This window comes from Pseudomonas sp. SbOxS1, from assembly GCF_013416725.1.
Taxonomy (GTDB): Bacteria; Pseudomonadota; Gammaproteobacteria; order Pseudomonadales; family Pseudomonadaceae; genus Aquipseudomonas.
The window spans coordinates 1-22519 of sequence record NZ_JAAVXC010000007.1 but is presented as its reverse complement, the minus strand read 5'-3'; the positions used below and the strand labels follow the sequence as shown (position 1 = coordinate 22519).

Genomic DNA, 22519 nt, shown 5'->3' with positions numbered 1-22519 from the left:
CAGTGCCCTGGGTACTTTTTGCGTTTGAGAGTACTCGGGCAAGGCTCGCTATAGGGTCAGTAATCGGAACAGGGCGATCTTGTTGATCTCCGCCAGCGCGCACTTGAACTCGGTGTCTTCCGGGTTGTGAATGCGCGTTTCGAACGCCGCGAGGATCTGATGCCGGTTGCTGCCTTTTACCGCCATGATGAAGGGAAACTTGAACTTGGCCTTGTAGGCGTCGTTCAGCTCGGTGAAGCGAGAAAACTCTTCGGCCGTGCATTGGTGAATACCGGCGCCAGCCTGTTCATTGGTGCTGGCTTCGGTCAACTGGCCCTGGACGGCGGCTTTGCCGGCCAGGTCCGGGTGAGCGTTGATCAGGGCCAGCTGACTGGCATGATCGGCGCTCAACAGGATGTCGCTCATGCGCTGGTGCAGGGTTTCGATCTCGTCGATCGAAGCGTCCTGGCCCAGGTCGAAGGCCTTCTCGGCCACCCATGGCGAATGTTCGTAGATGTCGGCGAAGGCTTTGACGAAGGCGTCGCGGCTCAAGGTCGAGGGTTTCAATGTTTGAAAGGCGCTCATTTCGCGGCCCCTTGGTACGGGTGGGTTTCCTGCCAGTGGCGTGCGATGTCGACGCGGCGGCTGAACCACACCTGTTCATGACTTTTAGCGTATTCGATAAAGCGCTTGAGCGAAGCCAGACGCGCCGGACGGCCGATCAGGCGGCAGTGCAGGCCGATCGACAGCATTTTCGGGGCTTCTGCGCCTTCGGCGTAGAGCACGTCGAACGCATCCTTGAGGTATTCGAAGAAATCGTCGCCCTTGTTGAAACCCTGGACCTGGGTGAAGCGCATGTCGTTGGTGTCTAGGGTGTACGGGATCACCAGGTGCGGCTTGCCAGTCGGGTTGTTTGGTTCCCAGTAGGGCAGGTCGTCGTCGTAGGTGTCGCAGTCGTAGAGGAAACCGCCTTCTTCCATCACCAGCTTGCGGGTGTTGGGGCCGGTGCGACCGGTGTACCAGCCCAGCGGACGCTCGCCGGTGATTTCGGTGAGGATGCGGATCGCCTCGAGCATGTGCTCGCGTTCCTGATTCTCGTCCATGTACTGGTAGTCGATCCAGCGGTAGCCGTGACTGCAGATCTCGTGGCCGGCATCGACCATCGCGCGGATCACATCCGGGTGACGCTGGGCGGCCATGGCCACGGCGAAGACGGTCAGCGGAATGTCGAATTCCTTGAACAGCTTCAGAATCCGCCAGACGCCGGCGCGGCTGCCATACTCGTAAAGCGATTCCATGCTCATGTTGCGCGCGCCCTGCAGCGGCTGGGCGGAGACCATTTCCGAAAGAAACGCTTCGGACTCTTTATCGCCGTGCAGGATGTTGCGCTCGCCGCCTTCTTCGTAATTGAGTACGAATGACAGGGCGATGCGGGCATTGCCCGGCCAGTGTGGGTGCGGAGGGTTACTGCCGTAACCGATCAGGTCGCGAGGGTAGTCAGCGCTCACTGCAGTCTTCCTTCTTGTATTCGTGGTGACAGTTGGTGTGACGCGACTAAAGGTTGGATCACTGGCTGGCGTCACAGCGATGGGTTGATTGTATACAACTTTATATTCACTTTGTAAGCCTGATTTTTTGCATTTTTCGTTAACGGTCATCTTTGCGTGCTATTGGCATGCACCTGCAAGAAATCTGCCTGACTGGTCAGTTACTGATTGTGGGCTTCAGAGGAGGTAGGGTTTCCCGGGAAATCGGCGAGATTTTCATCGTTGGCGCCGTCAGTCGCAAAAATGTCGTTTTTATTGTGTACAATTTTTTTGAAAAGTGTCTTAATCAATCGCTCGCCGCAGCTTTTCGTGCTCCGAATCGGTGCGGTCTCCTTTTCATCTGACTTCGGGAGGCGCGAAGTCTGGCTGCTCCATGCAGGCAGGCGCGCAGAATCAATGGGACGTTTGACTACACACGTTTTGGACGCTGCACATGGTTGCCCGGGCAGCTCGATCAAGGTCGAGTTGTACCGTGTTGAAGGTTCGCAGCTGGAATTGGTCGCCAGCGCGATAACCAACAGCGATGGCCGTGTCGATGCACCGCTGCTGCAGGGCGATGACTACCGGACCGGGGTCTATCAGGTTCAGTTCCATGCAGGCGACTACTACCGCGCCCGTGGCGTCCAGTTGCCGGAGCCGGCATTCCTGGATGTGGTGGTGCTGCGTTTTGGCATCTCTGCCGAGCAGGATCACTACCACGTGCCGCTGCTCATTTCGCCCTACAGCTATTCAACGTACCGAGGAAGCTGATCCCCCAAGTAGCTTCCTCCTCATAGAAGCGACTGCGCATATAGCTTCTTTGGTCTTTCGCCCGCTCACACTGCGGGCTTTTTTTCGCAAAAAATCCTTGGCGGCAAAGGCCGGATTTACTGCTACATACAGCCCATCCCGCCTAAACAGGGTGTGGCGAAGACAATTCAGTTACTTATTCAGCAGGCAAAAAGACGATTCATGTAGTATAACTACAAGCGTGCTACATCCCCGGCGCCTGCCAAATAAAAAAGAGTCCAGCCCTTTGAATCTGCTGCAACACATCGCCCAGTCACGCCACCTGTTACGCAAGTCGGAGCTCAAGGTCGCCGATCACGTTTTGCTTGATCCTGCGGCCGTGATGCACAGTTCCATGGCTGACCTGGCCCACAGCGTGGGGATCAGTGAGCCGACCATCGTGCGCTTTTGCCGCGCCATCGGTTGCTCGGGTTTCCAGGACTTGAAGCTGAAGCTGGCCCAGAGCCTGGCGGCAGGCGCGAGTTTCGGGCAGTTCGCGATCCATGAGGACGATTCGGTAGCGGACTACAGCCTGAAGATTTTCGACACCACCCTGCACACGCTGATGGAGGTTCGCGAGAAACTCGATCCGCTGGAGTTGCAGCGCGCGGTGACGCTCATGTCCCAGGCCCAGCGCGTCGAGTTCTATGGTTTCGGCGCCTCCGGTGCGGTGGCGGCAGATGCGCAGCACAAGTTCTTTCGCTTGCTGCTCACGGCGGCGGCTTATTCCGATCCGCACATGCAGGCGATGTCGGCGGTCACCCTGAAACCCAGCGACGTGGCGATCTGCATTTCGCAGTCCGGCCGCTCCAAGGATTTGCTGATCACCGCCAACCTGGTGCGTGAGAGCGGCGCCTCGTTGATTACCTTGTGCCCGAGCCAGACGCCTTTGGCCGAACTGTCGACCGTCAACCTGGCCATCGACGTTCACGAAGACACCGAAATCTACACGCCGCTGACCTCGCGTATTGCCCACCTGGTGGTGATCGACGTGCTGGCCATGGGCGTGGCCATGGCCCGCGGGCCGAGCCTGGTCAACCACCTCAAGAGCGTCAAACGCAGCCTGCGCAGCTTGCGCCTCTCGCCCAAGTCGGTGAAAGCGCTGGACGACTGATTCTGATCTGGATCCGCTGGAAGGTCGTTCCGACCTTATCGCGAGCAGGCTCGCTCCCACAGGTCCTATGGCCACTGCCGATCAAATGTGGGAGCGAGCCTGCTCGCGAAGGCGTCTTCGAAGGCGCCGAACATTCACATCCCTGTAACCCGCCCGCCGCCAAACCGTCACTCCTCGCGCCTATCTTGAAACTCCCGTACTCGACTTGGGAGAACCGAAATGGGCCAGCCCTACGAAGAACGCAACAGCGCCGTCAAAACCCGTCGTCAGCAGGAAGACCAGCGCCGCATGGCGTTTCGCCGTGCCATCGAAGATCGCTGTGAGCAGCGTCAGCTTCAGGCCGAGATCGCGGATTTTACTGGCGACCTGGAGCTCAATTACTGGCAGGCGGCAGCGCCAACTTCCCGTCGAAGCGCTCAACCAGCGCGCTGATCTGAATTCTTTCGCTACGAATGAACGCAAGGAAGGCGTGAGCCACCGGTGACAGGCGCTTGGCCTTGGCCTGTACCAGGCACCAGCTGCGGTAGAGCGGCAGTTCTTCGATCGGCAACTCGATCAAGCCGCCGGTGGCCAACTCAAGGTTCAGGGCGTGGCGCGTCAACAGCGCCACGCCCAGACCCGCCAGCACGCATTCGCGCTGGGCTTCGGCCGAAGAGACCTCCTGGGTCTGGTTGAAGTGCACGCGCTTCTCCTTGAAGTATTCTTCGCAGGCCAGTCGCGTTCCCGAGCCCACCTCGCGCATCAGCAAGGTGTAAGGCTCAAGATCCTGCAGGCGCAAAGGCCCCTGGTGGCACAGCGGGTGGTCGGGCGGTGCCACCGCAACGATCGGATTGTTCAGGAACGGCAGGAACTCCAGCCCCATGTCCTGCGGCACCATGGACATGATCACCAGGTCGTCGCGGTTGTCCGACAGGCGCCGGATCACCTGGGCGCGATTGACCACCGTCAGTTGCAGGTTCACCTCCGGATGCTGGCGCTTGAAGGCGGCAAACAGGTGCGGCACGAAATACTTGGCGCTCGATTCCACCGCCAGTTTCAGTTGGCCTTGCAAGGATCCCTGCATGTCCGACAGCTGCATGTCGAGGTTTTCCAGGCGCCCGAAAATATCCCGGCTCGCCCGTTGCAGGGCTTCCGCGGCTTCGGTCATGTAGAGCTTTTTGCCGACATAATCGAAGAGGGGCTGGCCCACCAGCTCCTCAAGCTGCCGAATCTGCAGGCTGACGGCCGGTTGCGTGAGGGACATTTCGTCGGCCGCGCGGCTGTAGGACCTCAGGTCACAGACTTCGTTGAAGATCTGCAATTGACGTAATGTCATACGCATCAAGGACTTACGCATTATTTGAACACTCTGGCCACAGGCTGGTGTGTCAACTATAAGTCTTTACTTATGCGTGACCCAATAATTATTCATTTTTGTTAATCCCTTGTGAGCGCTAGTGTGGCGTTGCGACCAAATTGAAACATTTGGTCACGCGTCGACCTGGTCTAGCAGGTCGTGGGTACCACCGGATCAAGGGAAACTCCAAGTGATAAAAAAGATCCTGATCGCCAACCGCGGTGAGATTGCCGTACGAATCGTACGCGCTTGTGCCGAAATGGGCATTCGCTCGGTCGCGATCTATTCCGACGCCGATCGCCATGCCTTGCATGTCAAGCGTGCGGATGAGGCCCACAGTATCGGTGCCGAGCCACTGGCCGGTTACCTGAACCCGCGCAAGCTGGTGAACCTGGCCGTGGAAACCGGTTGCGATGCCTTGCACCCTGGCTACGGTTTCCTCTCGGAAAACGCCGAGCTGGCAGACATCTGCGCCGAACGCGGGATCAAATTCATCGGTCCATCGGCTGAAGTCATTCGCCGCATGGGTGACAAGACCGAAGCACGCCGCAGCATGATCAAGGCGGGCGTTCCGGTCACACCGGGTACCGAAGGCAACGTCTCCGGTATCGAAGAGGCCCTCACCGAAGGCGACCGTATCGGTTACCCGGTGATGCTCAAGGCCACTTCCGGTGGTGGCGGTCGCGGTATCCGTCGCTGCAACAGCCGTGAAGAACTTGAACAGGCGTTCCCGCGCGTCATTTCCGAAGCCACCAAGGCGTTTGGTTCCGCGGAAGTGTTCCTGGAAAAGTGCATCGTCAACCCCAAGCACATCGAAGCACAGATCCTCGGCGACAGCTTTGGCAACGTGGTGCACCTGTTCGAGCGTGATTGCTCGATCCAGCGCCGCAACCAGAAGCTGATCGAAATCGCACCGAGCCCGCAACTGACCCCGGAACAACGCGCCTATATCGGCGACCTGTCGGTGCGTGCAGCCAAGGCCGTGGGTTACGAGAACGCCGGTACCGTGGAGTTCCTGCTCGCCGAGGGCGAGGTGTACTTCATGGAAATGAACACCCGGGTGCAGGTGGAACACACCATCACCGAAGAAATCACCGGCATCGACATCGTCCGCGAGCAGATCCGCATTGCGTCCGGCCTGCCGCTCTCGGTGAAACAGGAAGACATCCAGCACCGCGGTTTCGCGCTGCAATTCCGGATCAACGCCGAAGACCCGAAAAACAACTTCCTGCCCAGCTTCGGCAAGATCACCCGTTACTACGCACCGGGCGGTCCGGGCGTACGGACCGACACGGCGATCTACACCGGCTACACCATTCCACCGTTCTACGACTCCATGTGCTTGAAACTGGTGGTGTGGGCGCTGACCTGGGAAGAAGCGATGGACCGTGGCCTGCGCGCGCTGGACGACATGCGTGTGCAAGGGGTCAAGACCACCGCGGCGTACTACCAGGAAATCCTGCGTAACCCGGAATTCCGTAGCGGCCAGTTCAACACCAGCTTCGTTGAAAGCCACCCTGAACTGACCAACTACTCGATCAAGCGCAAACCCGAAGAGCTGGCCCTGGCCATCGCTGCCGCCATCGCCGCCCACGCAGGCCTGTGAGGAATAGAATAATGAGCAAGAAGATTCATGTAACCGACACCATCCTGCGCGACGCCCACCAATCGCTGCTCGCGACCCGCATGCGCACCGAAGACATGCTGCCGATCTGCGACAAGCTCGACAAGGTCGGCTACTGGTCGCTGGAGTGCTGGGGTGGCGCAACGTTTGACGCCTGCGTACGTTTCCTCAAGGAAGATCCGTGGGAGCGTCTGCGCCAGCTGCGCGCCGCTTTGCCTAACACGCGCCTGCAAATGCTCCTGCGCGGCCAGAACCTGCTGGGCTATCGCCACTACAGCGACGACGTGGTCAAGGCCTTCGTCGCCAAGGCCGCGGTCAACGGCATCGACGTGTTCCGCATCTTCGACGCCATGAACGACGTACGTAACCTGCGCGTGGCCATCGAAGCGGTAAAAGCCGCCGGCAAGCACGCCCAGGGCACCATCGCCTACACCACCAGCCCGGTGCACACCATCGACGCGTTCGTGGCACAGGCCAAGCAAATGGAAGCCATGGGTTGCGACTCGGTGGCGATCAAGGACATGGCCGGCCTGCTGACCCCGTACGCCACCGGCGAACTGGTCCGGGCGTTGAAAGCCGAGCAGTCGCTGCCCGTGTTCATCCACTCGCACGACACCGCCGGCCTGGCCACCATGTGCCAGCTCAAGGCCATTGAAAACGGCGCCGACCACATCGACACCGCGATCTCCAGCTTCGCCTCGGGCACCAGCCACCCGGGTACCGAATCGATGGTTGCCGCCCTTAAAGGCAGCGAGTTCGATACCGGCCTGGACCTGGAGTTGCTGCAGGAAATCGGCCTGTACTTCTACGCCGTGCGCAAGAAGTACCACCAGTTCGAAAGCGAATTCACCGCGGTCGACACCCGGGTTCAAGTCAACCAGGTTCCGGGCGGGATGATTTCCAACCTGGCCAACCAGTTGAAAGAGCAGGGCGCCCTGAACCGCATGGGCGAAGTGCTGGCAGAGATTCCGCGGGTTCGCGAAGACCTCGGATTCCCGCCACTGGTGACCCCGACTTCGCAGATCGTCGGCACCCAGGCGTTTTTCAACGTACTGGCTGGCGAGCGCTACAAGACCATCACCAACGAAGTGAAGCTGTACCTGCAAGGCGGCTACGGCAAGGCGCCGGCCCCGGTGAACGAGCAACTGCGTCGCCAGGCCATTGGCAGCGAAGAAGTGATCGACGTGCGTCCGGCGGACCTGCTCAAGCCGGAAATGGCCAAACTGCGCGCCGACATCGGTGCCCTGGCCAAGTCTGAAGAAGACGTGCTGACCTATGCCATGTTCCCGGACATCGGGCGCAAGTTCCTCGAAGAGCGTGCAGCGGGCACCCTGACCCCTGAAGTGCTGTTGCCGATTCCAGAAGCCGGTGGCGTCGCCTCGGCCGGCGGTGAAGGCGTGCCGACCGAGTTCGTCATCGACGTCCACGGCGAAACCTACCGCGTGGATATCACCGGTGTGGGCGTCAAGTCTGAAGGCAAGCGTCACTTCTACCTGTCCATCGACGGCATGCCGGAAGAAGTGGTGTTCGAACCGCTCAACGAATTCGTCGGCGGTGGCAGCAGCAAGCGCAAGCAGGCGTCGGCCCCGGGTCACGTCAGCACCACCATGCCAGGTAACATCGTCGATGTGCTGGTCAAGGAAGGCGACACCGTCAAGGCGGGCCAGGCTGTGCTGATCACCGAAGCGATGAAGATGGAAACCGAAGTGCAGGCCGCCATCGCCGGCAAAGTCACCGCCATTCACGTGGCCAAGGGCGACCGGGTGAATCCGGGCGAGATCCTGATCGAGATCGAAGGCTGAGTTAACAGCCTCGATACAACGCTTTAAACCTCGGGGGGGCATGTGCTCCCCTTTTTTTTGCGCGGATTTTCACCATTGGTCCCCTGGACACCTTCCCTCCAGGCTTTTTGAGCAAAGTACGGCACTCGCGCCGGCTGTGATGGCCTAAGCATCAAGGCGCAACGTTGCGTCTCGGTGACTGGCCAGGATCGGACATGAACGAAGACACGCTAAAAGATAAATCGCTGGCGGTTTTGCTGGTGTTGGTGAGCATCGCGTTTATCTGGATCCTGTTGCCGTTCTACGGTGCGGTGTTCTGGGCGGTGATCCTGGGAATTGTCTTTGCACCCATGCAGCGACGGCTGCAGCTCAAGTTCGGCTGGGAGCGCAACCTGACTTCGTTCTGTACTTTAAGCATCTGCCTGGTGATTGCGATCCTGCCGGTGATCATCATCAGCTTCCTGCTGGTTCAGGAGGGCACGGCGCTGTACAAGAGTATCGAAAGCGGTGAGCTCGACATTGCCGGCTATGTGACCCAGTTCAAACACCATCTGCCGGCGTATTTTCAGCATTTGCTCGATCGGTTCGGCGTGGGCGAATTGAACGGGCTGCGGGAGAAAATCGTCAAGAGTGCGATGGCGGGCGGTGAGGTAACGAATCAGGTGTTCAATCTTGGCCAGGGTACGTTCGAGTTCATCGTCAGCTTTTTCATCATGCTCTACCTGCTGTTTTTCTTCCTGCGCGACGGCGCTGAACTCGCACGCAAGGTGCGCATGGCCGTGCCATTGGAGGAGCACCAGAAACGCCGTTTGCAGCTCAAGTTCAATCGCGTGGTGCGGGCCACCGTGAAGGGCAACCTGCTGGTGGCAATAACCCAGGGCGCCTTGGGCGGAATGATTTTCTGGTTCCTGGACATTCCCAGCGCGCTGGTCTGGGCGGTGTTGATGGCGCTTCTGTCATTGTTGCCGGCGGTCGGGGCAGGGATAGTCTGGGCGCCGGTGGCGGCGTTTTTCCTGTTGACCGGTGCGGTCTGGCAAGGCGTGGTGCTGGGGTTGTTCGGGGTGTTCGTGATCGGCCTGGTGGATAACGTGCTACGACCGATCCTGGTGGGCAAGGACACGAAGATGCCGGACTACATGATCCTGATCTCGACCCTGGGCGGCCTGGCGCTGTTCGGGCTCAACGGGTTTGTCATCGGTCCGTTGATCGCGGCCCTGTTCATGTCGAGCTGGGACATTTTCCTCGAAACCAAGCCGCGGGTTCAGTTGCCTTAGGCACTGAGCTTGCCTGGCTGTCCCGTGCCGATTTGCAGGGACAACGCCTGGGCGTCCGGCAGCGAGGTGAGCGGGCCGCTGATTTGTTCGCCGTCCTGGACCAGGTACCAGCAGGCGAGCAAGCCAAGCGCTCTGAGCGGTGCGGGAACGGCGCTGCCGATAACGGACATGATCTGAATCTGAGACATCATAGGGACCTCCATCAATCTGTGGAGTCACCTTACGGCCCGGGTGCGTCGAGGGAAAATCAACGTTTTCAATAGTGGTCATTGATGCCAGTGAGGTCAGCTCAGCGGCTGATGCTCAGGCGACCACCTGGTCGAGCATTTGAACCACTTCCTGCTCGTTCAGCAGACCCTTGCGCACCAGGTTCTGCGTCAGCAGCGAAAGGAACTTGGCGCTGCGATGGCCTTCGAGCTGCTTGAGTTCGGTCAGGGCGTTGTAGACCTTGCTGCAAGTGCACAGGCCATTGATGCGGTGCGGGTTTTGCGTGGGCATGAGCTCGTCCTTGTTGTTATTGACCTTGGCTGGCGCAAAGGGAAGGGCGAGTCAATCTTGCCAACTTCAACGGTCGGCACTGTCCCGATAGCGACACCGACAGGATCTTTCCAGACCTGCGACGACGAACGGCGGCTTTGCGGGCGCGGGATTACCAGCGGCCGTAGCCGTGGGGCGGGCCGTAGTAGCCGCGAGGCGGGCCGTAGTAACCACGGGGTGGGCCGTAATAGACCGGCGCCGGGCGGTAGTAGATCGGTTGTCCCACGTACACTGGTGCGGGCTGGTAGTAGACCGGTGGAGGCGGTGCCATGTACACCGGCTGTGGCTGGGCGTAAACCGGTTGGGCGTAGACCGGTTGCGGGGTCACGTATACAGGCCGGTTGCTGTTGATGATTGCCGAGCCGACGATGGCCGAGCCGACGATTGCGCCAAATACCGCCGGACCTTCCCAACCGCCACCGCCATGCGCCTCTGCCTGGCCAGCTACAGCCAGGGCGCCGATCAGCAAAGCCACTGTGGGGATTTTACGGATCATGATGATTCCTCGGTTCTTCAACCCGGCGCTTGTGTCTGCCATAGACTCAAGGAATGTCGCGGGGATACTTCTAAGACAGCTTTTTTTTGAAAATCAGCACAGCCGCCGGGTAAATTTTGTGTAAGGTCTGTGTCGCCGTCCTTACGGTCGCGCGGCATCGATCAGGGCACGCGAATATGATTGATCAGAACCCGATGGACCGGCTAATCCCGTCCATCCGAAAGTGCAGCACAAGGAGATTCACATGCAGATGAACCCCAACAGAGACACCCAGCTGTGCATGTCGCTCTCCGGGCGTCCCGGGAACTTTGGCCTGCGATTCCACAACCATCTGTATGAACAATTGGGACTGAATTTCTACTACAAGGCGTTTTCCAGCCAGGACCTGCCGGGGGCCATCGGCGGTATCCGCGCCCTGGGTATTCGCGGTTGCGGCGTCTCGATGCCGTTCAAGGAAGCCTGCATTCCCTTGGTCGATGAACTGGACCCATCTGCCACGGCCATCCAGTCGATCAATACCATCGTCAATACCGACGGCCACCTCAAGGCCTTCAACACCGACTACATCGCCATTGCCCAGTTGCTGCAGACTCACCAGGTGCCCAAGGACATCACGTTCGCCTTGCTTGGCAGCGGTGGCATGGCCAAGGCGGTGGCCAGCGCCTTGCGCGATGGCGGTTACCACAATGGCCTGATCGTGGCCCGTAACGAGCGTGCGGGCCAGGCGCTGGCCAAGTCGCTGGGCTACCCTTGGCAGCCCGAACTGGGTGAGCAACGCCCGCACATGCTTATCAACGTCACGCCCATCGGCATGACCGGCCCGCAAGCCGAGCAGTTGGCGTTCGATGCCCAAGCCATTGCGGCTGCGGATATCGTCTTCGATGTCGTCGCGGTTCCCTCGGAAACTCCGCTGATCGTGCGCGCTCGGGCCGAGGGCAAACATGTCATCACCGGACTCGAAGTGATTGCGATCCAGGCAGTGGAGCAATTTGTGCTCTATACCGGTGTGCGCCCTACCGATGAGCAGTTCCAGAAAGCCGTGGAGTTTGCCCGCAGCAGCCTTGCCTATTGATTGACGGGCAGCCGAAAACGCCGCTCGCCTCCTTTATTCAAGGCGTGCCAAGCGCTCTTCCAGCGCGGCGATTCGTGCTTCCAGCTCCTCGATTCGCTCAACCGACACCGCGCCGCCAGCCCCACGCTCCGGCGCATTTTGGCGCGCAGCGAGAATCACTTCGATATCCGCCGGATCACCCAGCGCGTGGGTATAACGATCTTCGCGCTGGCCGGCCTGACGCGGGATCAACACCGCCAGGCCGCGGGCAATCAGGCGTTCGAGTTGATGCACGACCTGCTCGGCATCCTCGAAATCATGCATGCGCCCGCTGCGGGTCAGCAGTTCGTTGACCGTCTGCGGCCCCCTTAAAAACATCAGCCCCGTCAGGATCACCTGCGCTGGCACCAGTTCCAGTGCCTTGTCGACCTTGTGTTCATAGCGATCGGCACGGCTGCCCATCACCAGCCTGGCGAAGCCGCGTCCTTCGAGGGCGCGCAGGCTCTGGCCAACCTGGCCCTGGGTGAGGTTCATCACCGGCTCGCGGCTGGTTTTCTGATTGCAGGCAATCACCAGGGCATTGAGGGTCAGCGGGTAGGTTTCCGGGCTGGTGGCCTGTTTTTCGATCAGGGAACCCAGGATGCGGATTTCCGTGCTGTTCAGGCGTGGTTCATCGAACGTCGTTTCTTGCTCAGTACTCACAGTGTCTGGAACCTCGCTAACGGTTGGTCTGGAATTTCTCGGCTTATAAGACCTCGTTGATGGAGGTTAGTCGAGCCTTGCCGGCGTGCAGCGCTTCATTGTCCACGGCATCGCTCATTCGGACTAGGCAAGGCTGACGATTTCAGCGCGCCCGGACGGCGTCAGACTTCATGTTCAAAGGGGTGTTGCGCCACGCGCGCCCCGTCAGACGAGCAGAAGGCGCCGCGATGGAGTTTGCATTCAGCGACGAACAGGAAATGATCCGCGCATCGGCCGAGGGCTTGCTCGCCGATGTCTCGGATTCCGCCGCCGTGCGCGCGGCAATGGTCAGCGAACGGGGTTTCGACGAGGCCCTCTGGCAGCGCTTATGCCAGGAGATGTGCTGGCCGGCGATTCATATTCCCGAAGCCTATGGCGGTCTCGGCCTGGGCTTCGTCGAGTTGGCCATCCTGCTGGAGCAGATGGGCCGGCGCCTGCTGTGTTCGCCGTTTTTCGCCACCGCCTGCCTGGCCACCCCCGCGCTGTTGCTGGCCGCCAATGACCAGCAAAAGCAACGCTGGTTGCCGTCGATCGCCGACGGCAGCCTGACCGCGACGCTGGGGTTCAGCAGTGCCAATGGCTGGTCGGCCGACGATATCCAGGCCACGGCGGTGGCTGAGGGCGATGGCTTTATCCTCGACGGCACGCTCAAGCACGTACTGGACGGCCATGGCGCCGACCTGTTGATCATCGCCGCACGGCAACCCGGTTCGACCGGCGAGGCGGGTATCAGCCTGTTCGCCGTTGACGCCGAGCGGGCCGGCATCGAGCGGTACCTGCTGCCGACCATGGACCAGACCCGGCGCCAGGCACGCATCGAGCTCAAGGGCCTGCACCTCGAAGCCGACTGCCTGCTGGGTGCGTTCGGCAGCGGCTGGTCGCACCTGGAGCGGGTCCTGCAACTGGCCTGCATCGGCCTGGCTGCCGAGCAGACCGGCGGCGCGCAGCAGGTGCTCGACCTCAGCGTGGCCTACATGCAGGAACGCCAGCAATTCGGTCGCCCCATCGCCAGCTTCCAGGCCCTCAAACACCGTGCCGCCGACATGATGCTGCAAGTCGAATGCGCGCGTTCGGCCAGCTACTACGCGGCGTGCGTGGCTCAGGAAGCCCTTGATCCGCGAGGTGATGCCGTCGTGGCGGGCGAACTGCCGCTGGCAGCGGCGCTGGCCAAGGCGCAGTGCTCGGAAACCTTTTTCCACTGCGCGTCCGAGTCGATCCAATTGCATGGCGGCGTCGGTTTCACCTGGGAATACGACCCGCACCTCTACTTCAAGCGCGCCCGCGCCAGCGAGAGCTTCCTCGGGCTGCCGGCCTGGCATCGCGAGCGGATCGCTGCGGTGATTCTTGGAGAGCAACCATGAAAATCAGTTTCAGCGAGCAAGACGAGCGCTTTCGCCAGGAAGTCGCCGACTGGATGAGCGCCAACCTCTGTGGCGAATTCGAGCCCCTGCGGTTTCGCGGCGGCCCGGGCGATGAGCATATGTTTCCCCAGGAGCGCAAAGCCTGGGAACGCAAACTTGCCGAGGGCGGCTGGACCTGTGTCGGCTGGGCGCCGGAGCATGGCGGACGCGGGCTGTCGATCACCCGACAGGTGATTTTTCACGAAGAGTACGCCCGTGCTGGCGGCCCCGGGCGCATGGGGCATATCGGCGAAGGCCTGGCCGGGCCGACCATCGCCGCATTCGGCACGGCCGAGCAGCAACAGCGTTTCCTGCCAGGGATCGTCAGCGGCACGAGCTTCTGGTGCCAAGGCTATTCCGAGCCAGGGGCCGGGTCCGACCTGGCCAACGTCAAGACCCGCGCGACGCTGGATGAAGCGACCGGCAGTTGGGTGATCAACGGGCAGAAAGTCTGGACCTCCCTGGCCCATGAATCAGACTGGTGCTTCGTGATCGCCCGCACCGAGCCGGGCAGCATCGGCCATCGTGGTTTGTCTTTCCTGCTGGTGCCGATGGCCCAGGCGTCAATCACCGTGCGCCCGATCGAGCAACTGACCGGCACCTCGGAGTTCAATGAAGTGTTCTTCGATGATGCCCGTACCGACGCCGCCAACATCATCGGCGCACCGGGCGACGGCTGGAAGATCGCCATGGCGTTGCTCGGGTTCGAGCGAGGTGTGTCGACCCTCGGCCAGCAGATGCAGTTCCAGAACGAACTCAACGAAATCATCGCCATCGCCAGGAGCAACGGCGCTGCCCGCGATCCGATCCTGCGCCAGCGCCTGGCCGAGGCCTGGAGCGGGCTGCGGATCATGCGCTACAACTCGCTGCGCATGCTCTCGGGTAGCCAGGACGGATCGCTGCGCAAGGAGGCGACCATCTACAAGCTGTTCTGGTCGACCTGGCATGCCAGCCTCGGCAAGCTGGCGATGGACGTGCTCGGCGCCGAGGCGGAACTGCTCGAAGCTGCGCCTTATCAACTGACCCGCCTGCAGTCGCTGTATCTGTTCAGCCGCGCCGACACGCTCTACGGCGGTAGTAACGAGATCCAGCGCAACATCATTGCCGAGCGCGCCTTGGGCATGCCCAGGGAACCGCGTGCGGGCAAATGAAAAAGAGCCGTCTCGGGAGGGCCGCGCGCGGCTATAATCGGCCGACGTTTTCCTCCTGTCATCACACGAGACTGCCATGACCATTTCCCTGTACGACGCTTCCGTGCCTGTTTTCCAGCAAATGCTCAACGCCCTGAGCGATGTACTGAAAAAGGCCGAGGCCCACGCTACCGCCAAGAACATCGACCCGAATGCTTTCCTGCAAGCGCGCCTGTACCCGGACATGTTCCCGCTGGTGCGCCAGGTGCAGATCGCCGTTGATTTCGCCAAGGGCGTTTCTTCCCGCCTGGCTGAAGTCGAACTGCCGAAGTACGACGACAGCGAAACCACCTTCGCCGACCTGCAAGCGCTGATCGCCAAGGTCCTGGCCTACATCGGCGAGTTCACGCCCGAGCAGATCAACGGTAAGGAAGGCATCGAGATCGTGACCCGTCCAGGCACGCCGAAAGAGAAGCGTTTCTCCGGCCAGGCTTACCTGCTGACCTATGGCCTGCCGCAGTTCTTCTTCCACGTCACCACCACTTACGCACTGCTGCGTCATAACGGCGTGGAAGTGGGCAAGCGCGATTACATGGGCGCGTTCTAAACCGCCCAGGTACAAAAAAGCCCGCCCAGGTTTGCGCCCTGGCGGGCTTTTTAATGTGTACGCATTTTTCATTTACATCGCAGACCCTTGTGGTAGCGAGCCTGCTCGCGATAGCGGTGGGTCATTCGACATTGATATTGAATGTAACGCCGCCATCGCGAGCAGGCTCGCTCCCACAGAGTCTGCGGCGTTACGCCAATCTTTGGGCTTTCTGCTCTTCACCCAGGCAAGCGGCCGCGGTGAACAGCACATCGGTGGACGAATTCAGCGCAGTTTCAGCCGAGTCCTGCAGCACGCCGATGATGAAACCGACCGCCACCACCTGCATCGCGATTTCGCTCGGGATGCCAAACAGGCTGCACGCCAGCGGGATCAGCAGCAACGAACCACCTGCCACGCCCGAAGCGCCACAGGCGCAGATCGCCGCAACGACGCTCAGCAGGATGGCGGTCGGGATGTCCACTGCGATGCCTAGGGTGTGCACGGCCGCCAGGGTCAGCACGGTGATGGTGATCGCCGCGCCGGCCATGTTGATGGTGGCGCCCAGCGGGATCGACACAGAATAGGTGTCTTCATGCAGGCCCAGGCGCTTGCTCAGTTCCAGATTGACCGGAATGTTCGCCGCCGAGCTGCGGGTGAAGAACGCGGTAATGCCGCTCTCGCGCAGGCACATCAGCACCAGCGGATAGGGATTGCGGCGCAGTTTCCAGAACACGATGAGCGGGTTCATCACCAGCGCCACGAACAGCATGCAGCCGAGCAACACGGCCAGCAGTTGTGCATAGCCGATCAAGGCGCCGAAACCGGAGGTGGCCAGGGTCGAGGCCACCAGGCCAAAGATCCCCAGCGGCGCGAAGCAGATCACCAGGCGCACGATCACGGTCACGCCATTGGACAGGTCGCCGAGCACTTCACGGGTGGTGTCGCCAGCATGGCGAATGGCGATGCCCATGCCGATGGCCCATGCCAGGATGCCGATGAAGTTGGCGTTCATCAGCGCGCTGACCGGATTATCGACCACGCTCAGCAGCAGGCTTTGCAGCACTTCACCAATTCCGCCCGGCGCGGTCACCGCAACGTCATGGGTCGACAGCACCAGGCTGGACGGGAACATCATGCTGGCAACCACCGCGACCACGGCGGCGGCGAAAGTCCCCAGCAGATACAGGAACAGGATCGGCCGGATATGGGTTTCCTGGCCGTGCTTGTGGTTGGCGATCGACGCCATGACCAGCACGAATACCAGGATCGGCGCGACCGCCTTGAGCGCGCTGACGAAGACTTTGCCAATGAACGCCGTGGACTTCGCCGTTTCAGGCGCGAGCAAGGCCAGGGCAATGCCGGCGATCAGGCCGATCACGATCTGCGTGACCAGGCTCAGGCGTTTCAGGCGTTGAAATAGGGAAGGGGATGAAGCAGTCATAAAACGGCATCTCGGATTTTTTATAAGTGCATGGATTCCCGGTTGCAGCAACAAGCGAGGCAGGCTGCAGGCGGGAAGCCGGGAGGGGCAACATGGGGTGTAACGCCGCAATCCTCATGGGAGCGAGCCGGTTCGCGATGACGGTGGCACAGTCAACACTTGCGTTGCCTGACCGTCCGCCATCGCGAGCAGGCTCGCTCCCACAGGTATTGTCGATTAATTGGGTGTACGTTTTGCAGGGCGCGGACTTTATCACAGCGCAGGCACAATCCTTCAGGCCTGTGACGAACTGCCGCCGGGCTACGCAACGCGATTTGCAGGTTCGTGCAACCGCGTGTGTTATCACTCTGTTAATATTCGCGATCCTCATTTTCATGTCTGCCAGTGGGCCTTCGGGCTATCGCTGGTGTCGTCGTTTTTCCTGGAGTTGTGCATGCTGTTGCCCATTCTTCTGTTGTCTGCCGCCGGCTTCACGGTGCTGACCACGGAATTCGTCATCGTCGGCCTGTTGCCGGCCATCGCCCGGGACCTGGAGGTCAGCATCCCGCAAGCGGGGCTGCTGGTGACTCTGTTCGCCTTTACCGTTGCTGCGTTCGGACCGTTTCTCACGGCGTACTTCGCCCGTTTCGAGCGGCGCAAGCTGTTTATCTCGGTGTTGATCATGTTTGGTCTGGCCAACACGCTGGCGGCGTTGGCGCCGAACATCTGGGTGATGGCGTTTGCCCGGTTGATCCCGGCGCTGGGCTTACCAGTGTTCTGGGCACTGGCGAGTGAGACCGCGGTGGACATCGTCGGGCCGGACTACGCCGGCCGCGCCATCGCCAAGATCGGCTTCGGCATTGTCTGTGCCACGGTGTTCGGCATTCCCGTGGGCACGTTGATTTCCGATGCGTTCGGCTGGCGCAGTGCGTTCGCCATCCTGGCGGTCATTGCCTTTGCCAAGGCGCTGCTGCTGTTTATCTACCTGCCGAAAACCAACCTGCACCAGCATCAGGTGAGCTTGCTGTCGCAATTCAAGATTCTGCGTAGCCCGTTGATGATCGGTCACGTGTTGCTGTCGGTGATTGTGTTCAGTGGGATGTTCACCGCCTACACCTATCTGGCCGACATCCTTGAACGCCTGGCCGGGTTCAACGGCACCGTGGTTGGCTGGTGCCTGATGGGCTTCGGCGCGGTCGGGTTGATCGGCAACTCGCTGGGTGGCCGTGCGGTGGATCGTCACCCGTTGATGGCGTCGATGATGTTCTGTGCGTTCATGATTGCCGGCCTGGTGGCCCTGGTGCCGAACATTCATTCGCCCCTCGGCCTGGCGGCGGCGATGGGCATCTGGGGCGTGACCCAGGCGGCGATGTTCCTGGTCAGTCACGTGCGCTTGATGAAAGCCGCGCCTGAAGCGCCCGCGTTCGCCGCGTCGCTGAACATCGCCGGCGGCAACCTGGGCATTGGCCTGGGCGCGATGATCGGCGGGCGGGTAATCGACAGCGTTGGGTTGCAAGGCCTTGGCTTCGCGGCGGCCGCGTTTATCCTCGCCTCGATCCTGCTGGCGATTGCCCTGATGACGTTCAAGCCCCGGGTAGTCTGCGCCTGAGGCTTCACAGTTCGGTAAACAACTCGCGCCGGGCACCCTCGGTAATGGCGACAATGCCGGGGTGCTTGACCTTGCGTTCTACCGAAATGGCGTAGAACGACTCGCTGACCGCGTCGGTCTGGCCAATCACCTGTACGCCGTACTGGCGTTGCACTTCATCGGCGATCACGCTCGGGCCTATGAAAATTCCACTACCGGATTGGCCGAACGCCTGCATCAAGGCACTGTCGTCGAACTCGCCGACGATCTGCGGCTGGATCTGCTGTTCGGCGAACCAGCGTTGCAAGCGGCTGCGCACCACGGTTTCCGGCCCTGGAATCAGCAGGGGCGCACCGTGCAGGCTGCGGGGGAAGTCCTGGCCATACTGCGCCGCCAATTCGGCGGTGGCGAAGAAACTGATCCCGCATTCGCCGAGTTTCTGGCTGTAGCCCTTGATATCGAGGTGTGATGGCATGGGGCTGTCGGAAATCACCAGGTCCAGGCGCTGGATGGCCAGATCGGCCAGCAGCCGTTCGAGCTTGTCTTCGCGGCAGGTGATGCGCAGCGGCTCACTCAATTCCATGGTCGGCGCGATCAGGCGATAGACGATGGACTTGGGCACCACGTCGGCCACGCCCACGCGAAACAGGATCTGCTGCTCGTTGGGCTGCGCCCGCAACATCAATTCCAGTTCGCCGCCCAGCTGAAACATCTGCTCGGCGTAAGGCAAGGTTTGTCGGCCTGCCTCCGTCAGCTCAAGCTGCCGACCCACCCGGCGGAACAACTCGATGCCATAGGTTTGTTCGAGCAGCGAAATCTGCCCGCTGATGGTTTGTGGCGTCAGGTTCAGCTGCTCGCAAGCGCGCACGATGCTGCCCGTCTTGGCCACCACCCAGAAGTAATGCAATTGCCGATAGTTGAGCATGGGAACCAACAGTTCGTAAAAATCGAAGTATAACCGCTGAAAATACGAATTTTCCTGAAGTATTCAATTCCCTAGAATCCCTCGCTATCAACGGGCCATCGTTTCGGCTGCGTTCGTTATATCGAGGACATCACCATGAAAATCAAAGCCACGGCACTGCTGATCACATCATTACTGGTTCTGGCCGGTTGCGACCAGGCCGAAAAAAGCGCCCAGCAGTTGATGGGCAAGGCTGCCGAAAGTGCGAAACAGGCAATCGACGACACCCACAAGGCCGCCGAGCAAGCGCTCAGCGAAGCCACCGGCGGGCTGATCAGCAAAAAAGAATCATCGGAAAAAGAGGCGGAAAAATCCGCGTCGTCTTCCCAGGAAATCTAAACCGTCTTACAGCGAGTCAGGACTGACCCATGGAATACCTTTTACAGTTAGCCGCCAGCCCCACTGCCTGGGTCGCCCTGGCCACCCTGGTGGTGATGGAAATCGTGCTCGGCATCGATAACCTGATCTTCATTTCGATCCTGACCAACAAACTGCCCGAGCAGCATCGGCAGAAGGCGCGGCGCATCGGTATCGGCATGGCGCTGATCCTGCGACTGGGCTTGCTGAGTACCATTGCGTTTATCGTCCAGCTGACTGCGCCGGTCATCGAAATCTTCGGTCATGCGTTGTCCTGGAAGGACATGATCCTGATCGCCGGCGGCCTGTTCCTGTTGTGGAAAGCCACCACCGAGATTCATCACAGCATGGACCCGGCACCGGAAGATCCGAAGTCGGCCACCTCGACCGTGACCTTGGGCTTTGCCGCAGCGATCGGTCAGATCCTGATGCTGGACATGGTGTTCTCCATCGACAGCATCATTACCGCTGTCGGCATGACCGAGCATTTGCCGATCATGATCATTGCGGTAGTGGTGTCGGTGCTGGTGATGTTGCTGGCGGCTGATCCGTTGGCCAAGTTCATCAATGACAACCCGACGGTCGTGATGTTGGCGCTGGGCTTCCTGATCATGATCGGCATGACGCTGATCGCCGAAGGTTTCGGCGCCCACGTACCGAAGGGCTACGTTTACGCCGCGATGGCGTTCTCGGCAGCGATCGAGGTGTTGAACATGATGTCCCGGCGGGCCCGGGCGAAGCGGGTTACCGCTGAGGCTTGATCCTTGCTGAAATGAAAAGGCCGCCTGGAATCCAGGCGGCCTTTTTTTTGACCAAAAGCTGTCGTTCAGTGGACAGTGGCGTGCGATGTACTGGTTTCGTCGGTTTTCGCCAGAGGTTTCGGCTGGACAGGGTGATGGTGCCGGCGGGTAATGCGCAGAACGCCCCATAACATGGCGGCGGCCACGGCCAGCCAGCCAGAAATCAACATTACGATCGTCATTGCCAGGCTCATCGAGGCCTCCTCTTTGCCCTGCAGCGGGCGCACACGCTACGCAAGTGACAGTTTAGTCGCTGGCGTGTTTCAGGCTATTGACCAAAGGTCGCCTGTCACCAACCAGTTTGCTCTATCGGATGCCCTCAACTGCCGGTTAAGGCTATACCGCTGCGATCCGGCGCCCTATGATCGACGGCCAAGCCGGGAATGCGATTGCCTGGCGTCGATTAAGAGAGTGATGATGGTGCGAGTAATTTCTCGAATGCTGTCGGCGGTACTGATTGTGGGGTGTGTTGCCAGTCTGGCGGGCTGCGCCGGGAGCGTTTCGCCGCAGATCAAGCGTCTGCCGGAGCGCGTGGAGCTCAGCGGCCGTTTCTACAAGGGCGTGGCGAATCAAAGCGGGCCGCAAGTGCTGGCGAGCATGTTGTCGCAGCAGGGCATCGTGATCACCCCTGGCTTGCTCGATAAACCCTTGCATCTGCCGGGCGGCGAGGCGCAATTGCAACAGAACATGCAGAACCTTGCCCGCGAGTACGGGATGGTGGTCTATCCCCTCGACAGTAATCTGCCGGCCTTGCTGACCCAGGTCGCGGCCGGTTACCCGGTGATGGTGCGCTTCACTGAAGGCTCGGTGCTCTGGGCCGAACCGCGTTACGCGATCTTGAGCGGATACAATCGGCAGAAGCAGACCGTCTTGCTGCGTGCAGGCATGGATCAGCGATTGATGATGAGTTTCGGTTCATTCGAATCGGCGTTCAAGGACGCCGGTGGCTGGGCGGTATTGATCCAGAATCCGACCCAGCTGCCTGCTCAGGTCGATCAGCAACGCTGGCTCAAGGCAGCCAACGACCTCGCCCAGGCAGGCCAGGAGCAGGCGGCAACGAAGGCCAAGCAGGCGCTGGGCGCGCAGTAGGCCCGTTCGTCACCCGCCGGGCACCTGCGCCCATTGCCAGCCTCTAATGCTAAAGGCCCGGATTTTCCCGGGCTTTGAGGAGGTGCCATGGCGCATTCCAATTCCCCCGAGGGCCCTCACTCGTCCGAGCATTCGTCTGGCGATGAATTGGGGTTCGATCCCGACTCCCCGGACCTCGCTGATCCGGCGGTCGACCCAATCGGACCGGCCAAGGCGCCGAGGGATGTGAAACCGGGTGACAACCCCAGGGCGCCGGCCAAACCCTACGATCCACTGGGTAATCTGAAACCCTAGGTCTATTGGAGGTGCGTATGTCTACCGATTCGAGTTTCAACGACAAACGTCCGGAAACTGTACCGACCACGCCCGAGCAGGATATGGATCCGGTGATGGATCCGGACAGTCCGCTGCGCGATCCGCTGGCGCGGCCGACGGTGGCGCCGACCGAACATCCCCAGGGCTGGCGCGACCCCAGCAAAGGTGATGGCATTCCCGATGATGACCAGATGCCGCTGCCTAACGATTGATTGCGGGGGCGTTCGTCCGATTATGACGGGTGATATAACTGGATTTTCGCAACGCAGCGATGGTGGATTTTAGGCCGACTAGTCGTTCGCGGATGTACTCGATCTACTGTAGGAGCCAGGCTTGCCGGCGAAGGCGTCCTAACAGACGATGATTGTCTTCCAGGTGTACATATCCATTCCTGCGGTAACGGCCACCTAGGGTTTCGCCCTTACGGCGAGTCACTTGGAAAAACGGAACGCCGCCCGGCCCTAAGTAACCAAGGGCTCTTGCCCCTGGCGTTCGGTGCCTCGCTAAGGCTCGGCATGCCCTCGCTCCGGTCCTGCTCCGTGGGTCGCCGCGATGGGCCATCCCTGGCCCAGCGCGGCTAAACCGGCATCCATGCCGGTTTACCCACTGCGCAGAACCT

Annotated in this window: 25 protein-coding genes and 1 pseudogene; 16 read left to right on the top strand and 10 right to left on the bottom strand. The window is 60.5% G+C overall.

Features of this window, described 5'->3' with window-relative positions; translation table 11 throughout:
- Window positions 1-48 precede the first annotated feature (48 nt).
- Both uraD and puuE read right to left on the bottom strand, forming a co-directional pair.
- A complete protein-coding gene (gene uraD, locus HFK74_RS10585) occupies window positions 49-564 on the bottom strand; it encodes a 2-oxo-4-hydroxy-4-carboxy-5-ureidoimidazoline decarboxylase (protein ID WP_180203463.1) in 516 nt (171 codons plus the stop codon).
- Entirely contained in the window at window positions 561-1487 is a 927-nt protein-coding gene (gene puuE / locus HFK74_RS10580; protein WP_008056957.1) for an allantoinase PuuE, read from the bottom strand. Before puuE ends, uraD begins: the two co-directional genes overlap by 4 nt.
- 435 nt (window positions 1488-1922) lie before the next feature.
- Here puuE and uraH point away from each other — a divergent pair, with 435 nt between their 5' ends.
- The 3 genes from uraH to HFK74_RS10565 all read left to right on the top strand — a co-directional run bounded on the left by uraH (window position 1923) and on the right by HFK74_RS10565 (window position 3840).
- The gene (uraH, locus tag HFK74_RS10575; protein ID WP_008031462.1) at window positions 1923-2276 is read left to right on the top strand and encodes a hydroxyisourate hydrolase; all 354 of its coding nucleotides are present in this window, start codon (window positions 1923-1925) and stop codon (window positions 2274-2276) included.
- 265 nt (window positions 2277-2541) lie between these two features.
- Window positions 2542-3408: a transcriptional regulator HexR gene (gene hexR / locus HFK74_RS10570; protein WP_008056956.1), complete on the top strand. Its 867-nt coding sequence runs from the start codon at window positions 2542-2544 to the stop codon at window positions 3406-3408.
- A gap of 219 nt (window positions 3409-3627) precedes the next feature.
- Complete coding sequence (locus HFK74_RS10565) at window positions 3628-3840, top strand: PA3496 family putative envelope integrity protein (protein WP_008056955.1); 213 nt, start codon at window positions 3628-3630, stop codon at window positions 3838-3840.
- Here the strand turns inward: HFK74_RS10565 and HFK74_RS10560 are convergent.
- Window positions 3782-4744 carry a LysR family transcriptional regulator gene (locus HFK74_RS10560; RefSeq protein WP_180203462.1) on the bottom strand — a complete coding sequence of 321 codons (963 nt, stop codon included), beginning with the start codon at window positions 4742-4744 and terminating at the stop codon, window positions 3782-3784. The genes HFK74_RS10565 and HFK74_RS10560 overlap by 59 nt on opposite strands.
- 190 nt (window positions 4745-4934) lie before the next feature.
- Between HFK74_RS10560 and HFK74_RS10555 the strand changes: the two genes are divergently transcribed.
- The 3 genes from HFK74_RS10555 to HFK74_RS10545 all read left to right on the top strand — a co-directional run bounded on the left by HFK74_RS10555 (window position 4935) and on the right by HFK74_RS10545 (window position 9423).
- Window positions 4935-6350 carry an acetyl-CoA carboxylase biotin carboxylase subunit gene (locus HFK74_RS10555; protein WP_008056950.1) on the top strand — a complete coding sequence of 472 codons (1416 nt, stop codon included), beginning with the start codon at window positions 4935-4937 and terminating at the stop codon, window positions 6348-6350.
- An 11-nt stretch (window positions 6351-6361) separates the two neighbouring features.
- Window positions 6362-8170, top strand: a complete 1809-nt coding sequence (gene oadA, locus HFK74_RS10550; protein WP_008056949.1) for a sodium-extruding oxaloacetate decarboxylase subunit alpha — start codon at window positions 6362-6364, stop codon at window positions 8168-8170.
- A 194-nt stretch (window positions 8171-8364) separates the two neighbouring features.
- On the top strand, window positions 8365-9423 hold the full coding sequence (locus HFK74_RS10545; protein ID WP_180203461.1) for an AI-2E family transporter: 1059 nt from the start codon (window positions 8365-8367) through the stop codon (window positions 9421-9423).
- Here HFK74_RS10545 and HFK74_RS10540 read toward each other — a convergent pair.
- The 3 genes from HFK74_RS10540 to HFK74_RS10530 form a co-directional block, all read right to left on the bottom strand.
- The gene (locus HFK74_RS10540; RefSeq protein WP_032831464.1) at window positions 9420-9611 is read right to left on the bottom strand and encodes a hypothetical protein; all 192 of its coding nucleotides are present in this window, start codon (window positions 9609-9611) and stop codon (window positions 9420-9422) included. The two genes, HFK74_RS10545 and HFK74_RS10540, sit on opposite strands and share 4 nt — an antisense overlap.
- Window positions 9612-9726: 115 nt before the next feature.
- Window positions 9727-9921 carry a hypothetical protein gene (locus HFK74_RS10535; protein WP_180203460.1) on the bottom strand — a complete coding sequence of 65 codons (195 nt, stop codon included), beginning with the start codon at window positions 9919-9921 and terminating at the stop codon, window positions 9727-9729.
- 151 nt (window positions 9922-10072) lie between these two features.
- On the bottom strand, window positions 10073-10456 hold the full coding sequence (locus tag HFK74_RS10530; protein WP_180203459.1) for a hypothetical protein: 384 nt from the start codon (window positions 10454-10456) through the stop codon (window positions 10073-10075).
- 244 nt (window positions 10457-10700) lie between these two features.
- Between HFK74_RS10530 and HFK74_RS10525 the strand changes: the two genes are divergently transcribed.
- Window positions 10701-11528, top strand: a complete 828-nt coding sequence (locus tag HFK74_RS10525) for a shikimate 5-dehydrogenase (RefSeq protein ID WP_180203458.1) — start codon at window positions 10701-10703, stop codon at window positions 11526-11528.
- 33 nt (window positions 11529-11561) lie between these two features.
- Here the strand turns inward: HFK74_RS10525 and HFK74_RS10520 are convergent, their stop codons facing one another.
- Complete coding sequence (locus HFK74_RS10520) at window positions 11562-12209, bottom strand: DUF480 domain-containing protein (RefSeq protein WP_180203457.1); 648 nt, start codon at window positions 12207-12209, stop codon at window positions 11562-11564.
- A 227-nt stretch (window positions 12210-12436) separates the two neighbouring features.
- Between HFK74_RS10520 and HFK74_RS10515 the strand changes: the two genes are divergently transcribed.
- The 3 genes from HFK74_RS10515 (at window position 12437) to HFK74_RS10505 (ending at window position 15385) form a co-directional block, all read left to right on the top strand.
- Window positions 12437-13609, top strand: a complete 1173-nt coding sequence (locus HFK74_RS10515) for an acyl-CoA dehydrogenase family protein (protein ID WP_180203456.1) — start codon at window positions 12437-12439, stop codon at window positions 13607-13609.
- Window positions 13606-14799 (top strand): acyl-CoA dehydrogenase family protein, encoded by a 1194-nt coding sequence (locus tag HFK74_RS10510; protein WP_180203455.1) that lies wholly within the window; start codon window positions 13606-13608, stop codon window positions 14797-14799. The genes HFK74_RS10515 and HFK74_RS10510 overlap by 4 nt, the downstream gene beginning before the upstream one ends.
- 76 nt (window positions 14800-14875) lie before the next feature.
- On the top strand, window positions 14876-15385 hold the full coding sequence (locus tag HFK74_RS10505; RefSeq protein ID WP_008056935.1) for a DUF1993 family protein: 510 nt from the start codon (window positions 14876-14878) through the stop codon (window positions 15383-15385).
- Between the two features lie 190 nt (window positions 15386-15575).
- Here HFK74_RS10505 and sstT read toward each other — a convergent pair whose 3' ends face one another.
- On the bottom strand, window positions 15576-16808 hold the full coding sequence (gene sstT / locus HFK74_RS10500; RefSeq protein ID WP_180203454.1) for a serine/threonine transporter SstT: 1233 nt from the start codon (window positions 16806-16808) through the stop codon (window positions 15576-15578).
- Between the two features lie 433 nt (window positions 16809-17241).
- Between sstT and HFK74_RS10495 the strand changes: the two genes are divergently transcribed.
- On the top strand, window positions 17242-18396 hold the full coding sequence (locus HFK74_RS10495) for an MFS transporter (RefSeq protein WP_180203453.1): 1155 nt from the start codon (window positions 17242-17244) through the stop codon (window positions 18394-18396).
- Window positions 18397-18400: 4 nt separating this feature from the next.
- On the opposite strand, the gene nhaR is transcribed toward HFK74_RS10495, so the two are convergent.
- Window positions 18401-19300, bottom strand: coding sequence for a transcriptional activator NhaR (gene nhaR, locus HFK74_RS10490; protein WP_180203452.1), 900 nt, complete (start codon window positions 19298-19300; stop codon window positions 18401-18403).
- 135 nt (window positions 19301-19435) lie between these two features.
- On the opposite strand from nhaR, the gene HFK74_RS10485 reads away from it, so the two are divergent.
- Window positions 19436-19678, top strand: a complete 243-nt coding sequence (locus HFK74_RS10485) for a hypothetical protein (RefSeq protein ID WP_008056928.1) — start codon at window positions 19436-19438, stop codon at window positions 19676-19678.
- 29 nt (window positions 19679-19707) lie between these two features.
- Window positions 19708-20457: a TerC family protein gene (locus HFK74_RS10480; protein ID WP_180203451.1), complete on the top strand. Its 750-nt coding sequence runs from the start codon at window positions 19708-19710 to the stop codon at window positions 20455-20457.
- Between the two features lie 65 nt (window positions 20458-20522).
- On the opposite strand, the gene HFK74_RS10475 is transcribed toward HFK74_RS10480, so the two are convergent.
- On the bottom strand, window positions 20523-20690 hold the full coding sequence (locus tag HFK74_RS10475; protein ID WP_180203450.1) for a hypothetical protein: 168 nt from the start codon (window positions 20688-20690) through the stop codon (window positions 20523-20525).
- 167 nt (window positions 20691-20857) lie between these two features.
- Between HFK74_RS10475 and HFK74_RS10470 the strand changes: the two are divergent.
- The 3 genes and pseudogenes from HFK74_RS10470 to HFK74_RS10460 all read left to right on the top strand — a co-directional run bounded on the left by HFK74_RS10470 (window position 20858) and on the right by HFK74_RS10460 (window position 22112).
- Window positions 20858-21585, top strand: a pseudogene (locus HFK74_RS10470) (peptidase C39 family protein).
- Window positions 21586-21672: 87 nt separating this feature from the next.
- The gene (locus tag HFK74_RS10465; protein WP_180203449.1) at window positions 21673-21879 is read left to right on the top strand and encodes a DUF6021 family protein; all 207 of its coding nucleotides are present in this window, start codon (window positions 21673-21675) and stop codon (window positions 21877-21879) included.
- Between the two features lie 17 nt (window positions 21880-21896).
- Window positions 21897-22112, top strand: coding sequence for a hypothetical protein (locus tag HFK74_RS10460; RefSeq protein ID WP_008056921.1), 216 nt, complete (start codon window positions 21897-21899; stop codon window positions 22110-22112).
- Window positions 22113-22519 lie beyond the last annotated feature (407 nt).

Coding starts and splice junctions, on each gene's coding strand:
- HFK74_RS10530 (WP_180203459.1), bottom strand. CDS start 10,456: ATGATCCGTAAAATCCCCACAGTGGCTTTGCTGATCGGCGCCCTGGCT.
- HFK74_RS10465 (WP_180203449.1), top strand. CDS start 21,673: ATGGCGCATTCCAATTCCCCCGAGGGCCCTCACTCGTCCGAGCATTCG.
- HFK74_RS10495 (WP_180203453.1), top strand. CDS start 17,242: ATGCTGTTGCCCATTCTTCTGTTGTCTGCCGCCGGCTTCACGGTGCTG.
- HFK74_RS10565 (WP_008056955.1), top strand. CDS start 3,628: ATGGGCCAGCCCTACGAAGAACGCAACAGCGCCGTCAAAACCCGTCGT.
- HFK74_RS10485 (WP_008056928.1), top strand. CDS start 19,436: ATGAAAATCAAAGCCACGGCACTGCTGATCACATCATTACTGGTTCTG.
- sstT (WP_180203454.1), bottom strand. CDS start 16,808: ATGACTGCTTCATCCCCTTCCCTATTTCAACGCCTGAAACGCCTGAGC.
- nhaR (WP_180203452.1), bottom strand. CDS start 19,300: ATGCTCAACTATCGGCAATTGCATTACTTCTGGGTGGTGGCCAAGACG.
- HFK74_RS10515 (WP_180203456.1), top strand. CDS start 12,437: ATGGAGTTTGCATTCAGCGACGAACAGGAAATGATCCGCGCATCGGCC.
- HFK74_RS10540 (WP_032831464.1), bottom strand. CDS start 9,611: ATGTCTCAGATTCAGATCATGTCCGTTATCGGCAGCGCCGTTCCCGCA.
- uraH (WP_008031462.1), top strand. CDS start 1,923: ATGGGACGTTTGACTACACACGTTTTGGACGCTGCACATGGTTGCCCG.
- HFK74_RS10505 (WP_008056935.1), top strand. CDS start 14,876: ATGACCATTTCCCTGTACGACGCTTCCGTGCCTGTTTTCCAGCAAATG.
- oadA (WP_008056949.1), top strand. CDS start 6,362: ATGAGCAAGAAGATTCATGTAACCGACACCATCCTGCGCGACGCCCAC.
- HFK74_RS10545 (WP_180203461.1), top strand. CDS start 8,365: ATGAACGAAGACACGCTAAAAGATAAATCGCTGGCGGTTTTGCTGGTG.
- HFK74_RS10460 (WP_008056921.1), top strand. CDS start 21,897: ATGTCTACCGATTCGAGTTTCAACGACAAACGTCCGGAAACTGTACCG.
- HFK74_RS10475 (WP_180203450.1), bottom strand. CDS start 20,690: ATGAGCCTGGCAATGACGATCGTAATGTTGATTTCTGGCTGGCTGGCC.
- HFK74_RS10560 (WP_180203462.1), bottom strand. CDS start 4,744: ATGCGTAAGTCCTTGATGCGTATGACATTACGTCAATTGCAGATCTTC.
- HFK74_RS10510 (WP_180203455.1), top strand. CDS start 13,606: ATGAAAATCAGTTTCAGCGAGCAAGACGAGCGCTTTCGCCAGGAAGTC.
- HFK74_RS10525 (WP_180203458.1), top strand. CDS start 10,701: ATGCAGATGAACCCCAACAGAGACACCCAGCTGTGCATGTCGCTCTCC.
- HFK74_RS10480 (WP_180203451.1), top strand. CDS start 19,708: ATGGAATACCTTTTACAGTTAGCCGCCAGCCCCACTGCCTGGGTCGCC.
- uraD (WP_180203463.1), bottom strand. CDS start 564: ATGAGCGCCTTTCAAACATTGAAACCCTCGACCTTGAGCCGCGACGCC.
- HFK74_RS10535 (WP_180203460.1), bottom strand. CDS start 9,921: ATGCCCACGCAAAACCCGCACCGCATCAATGGCCTGTGCACTTGCAGC.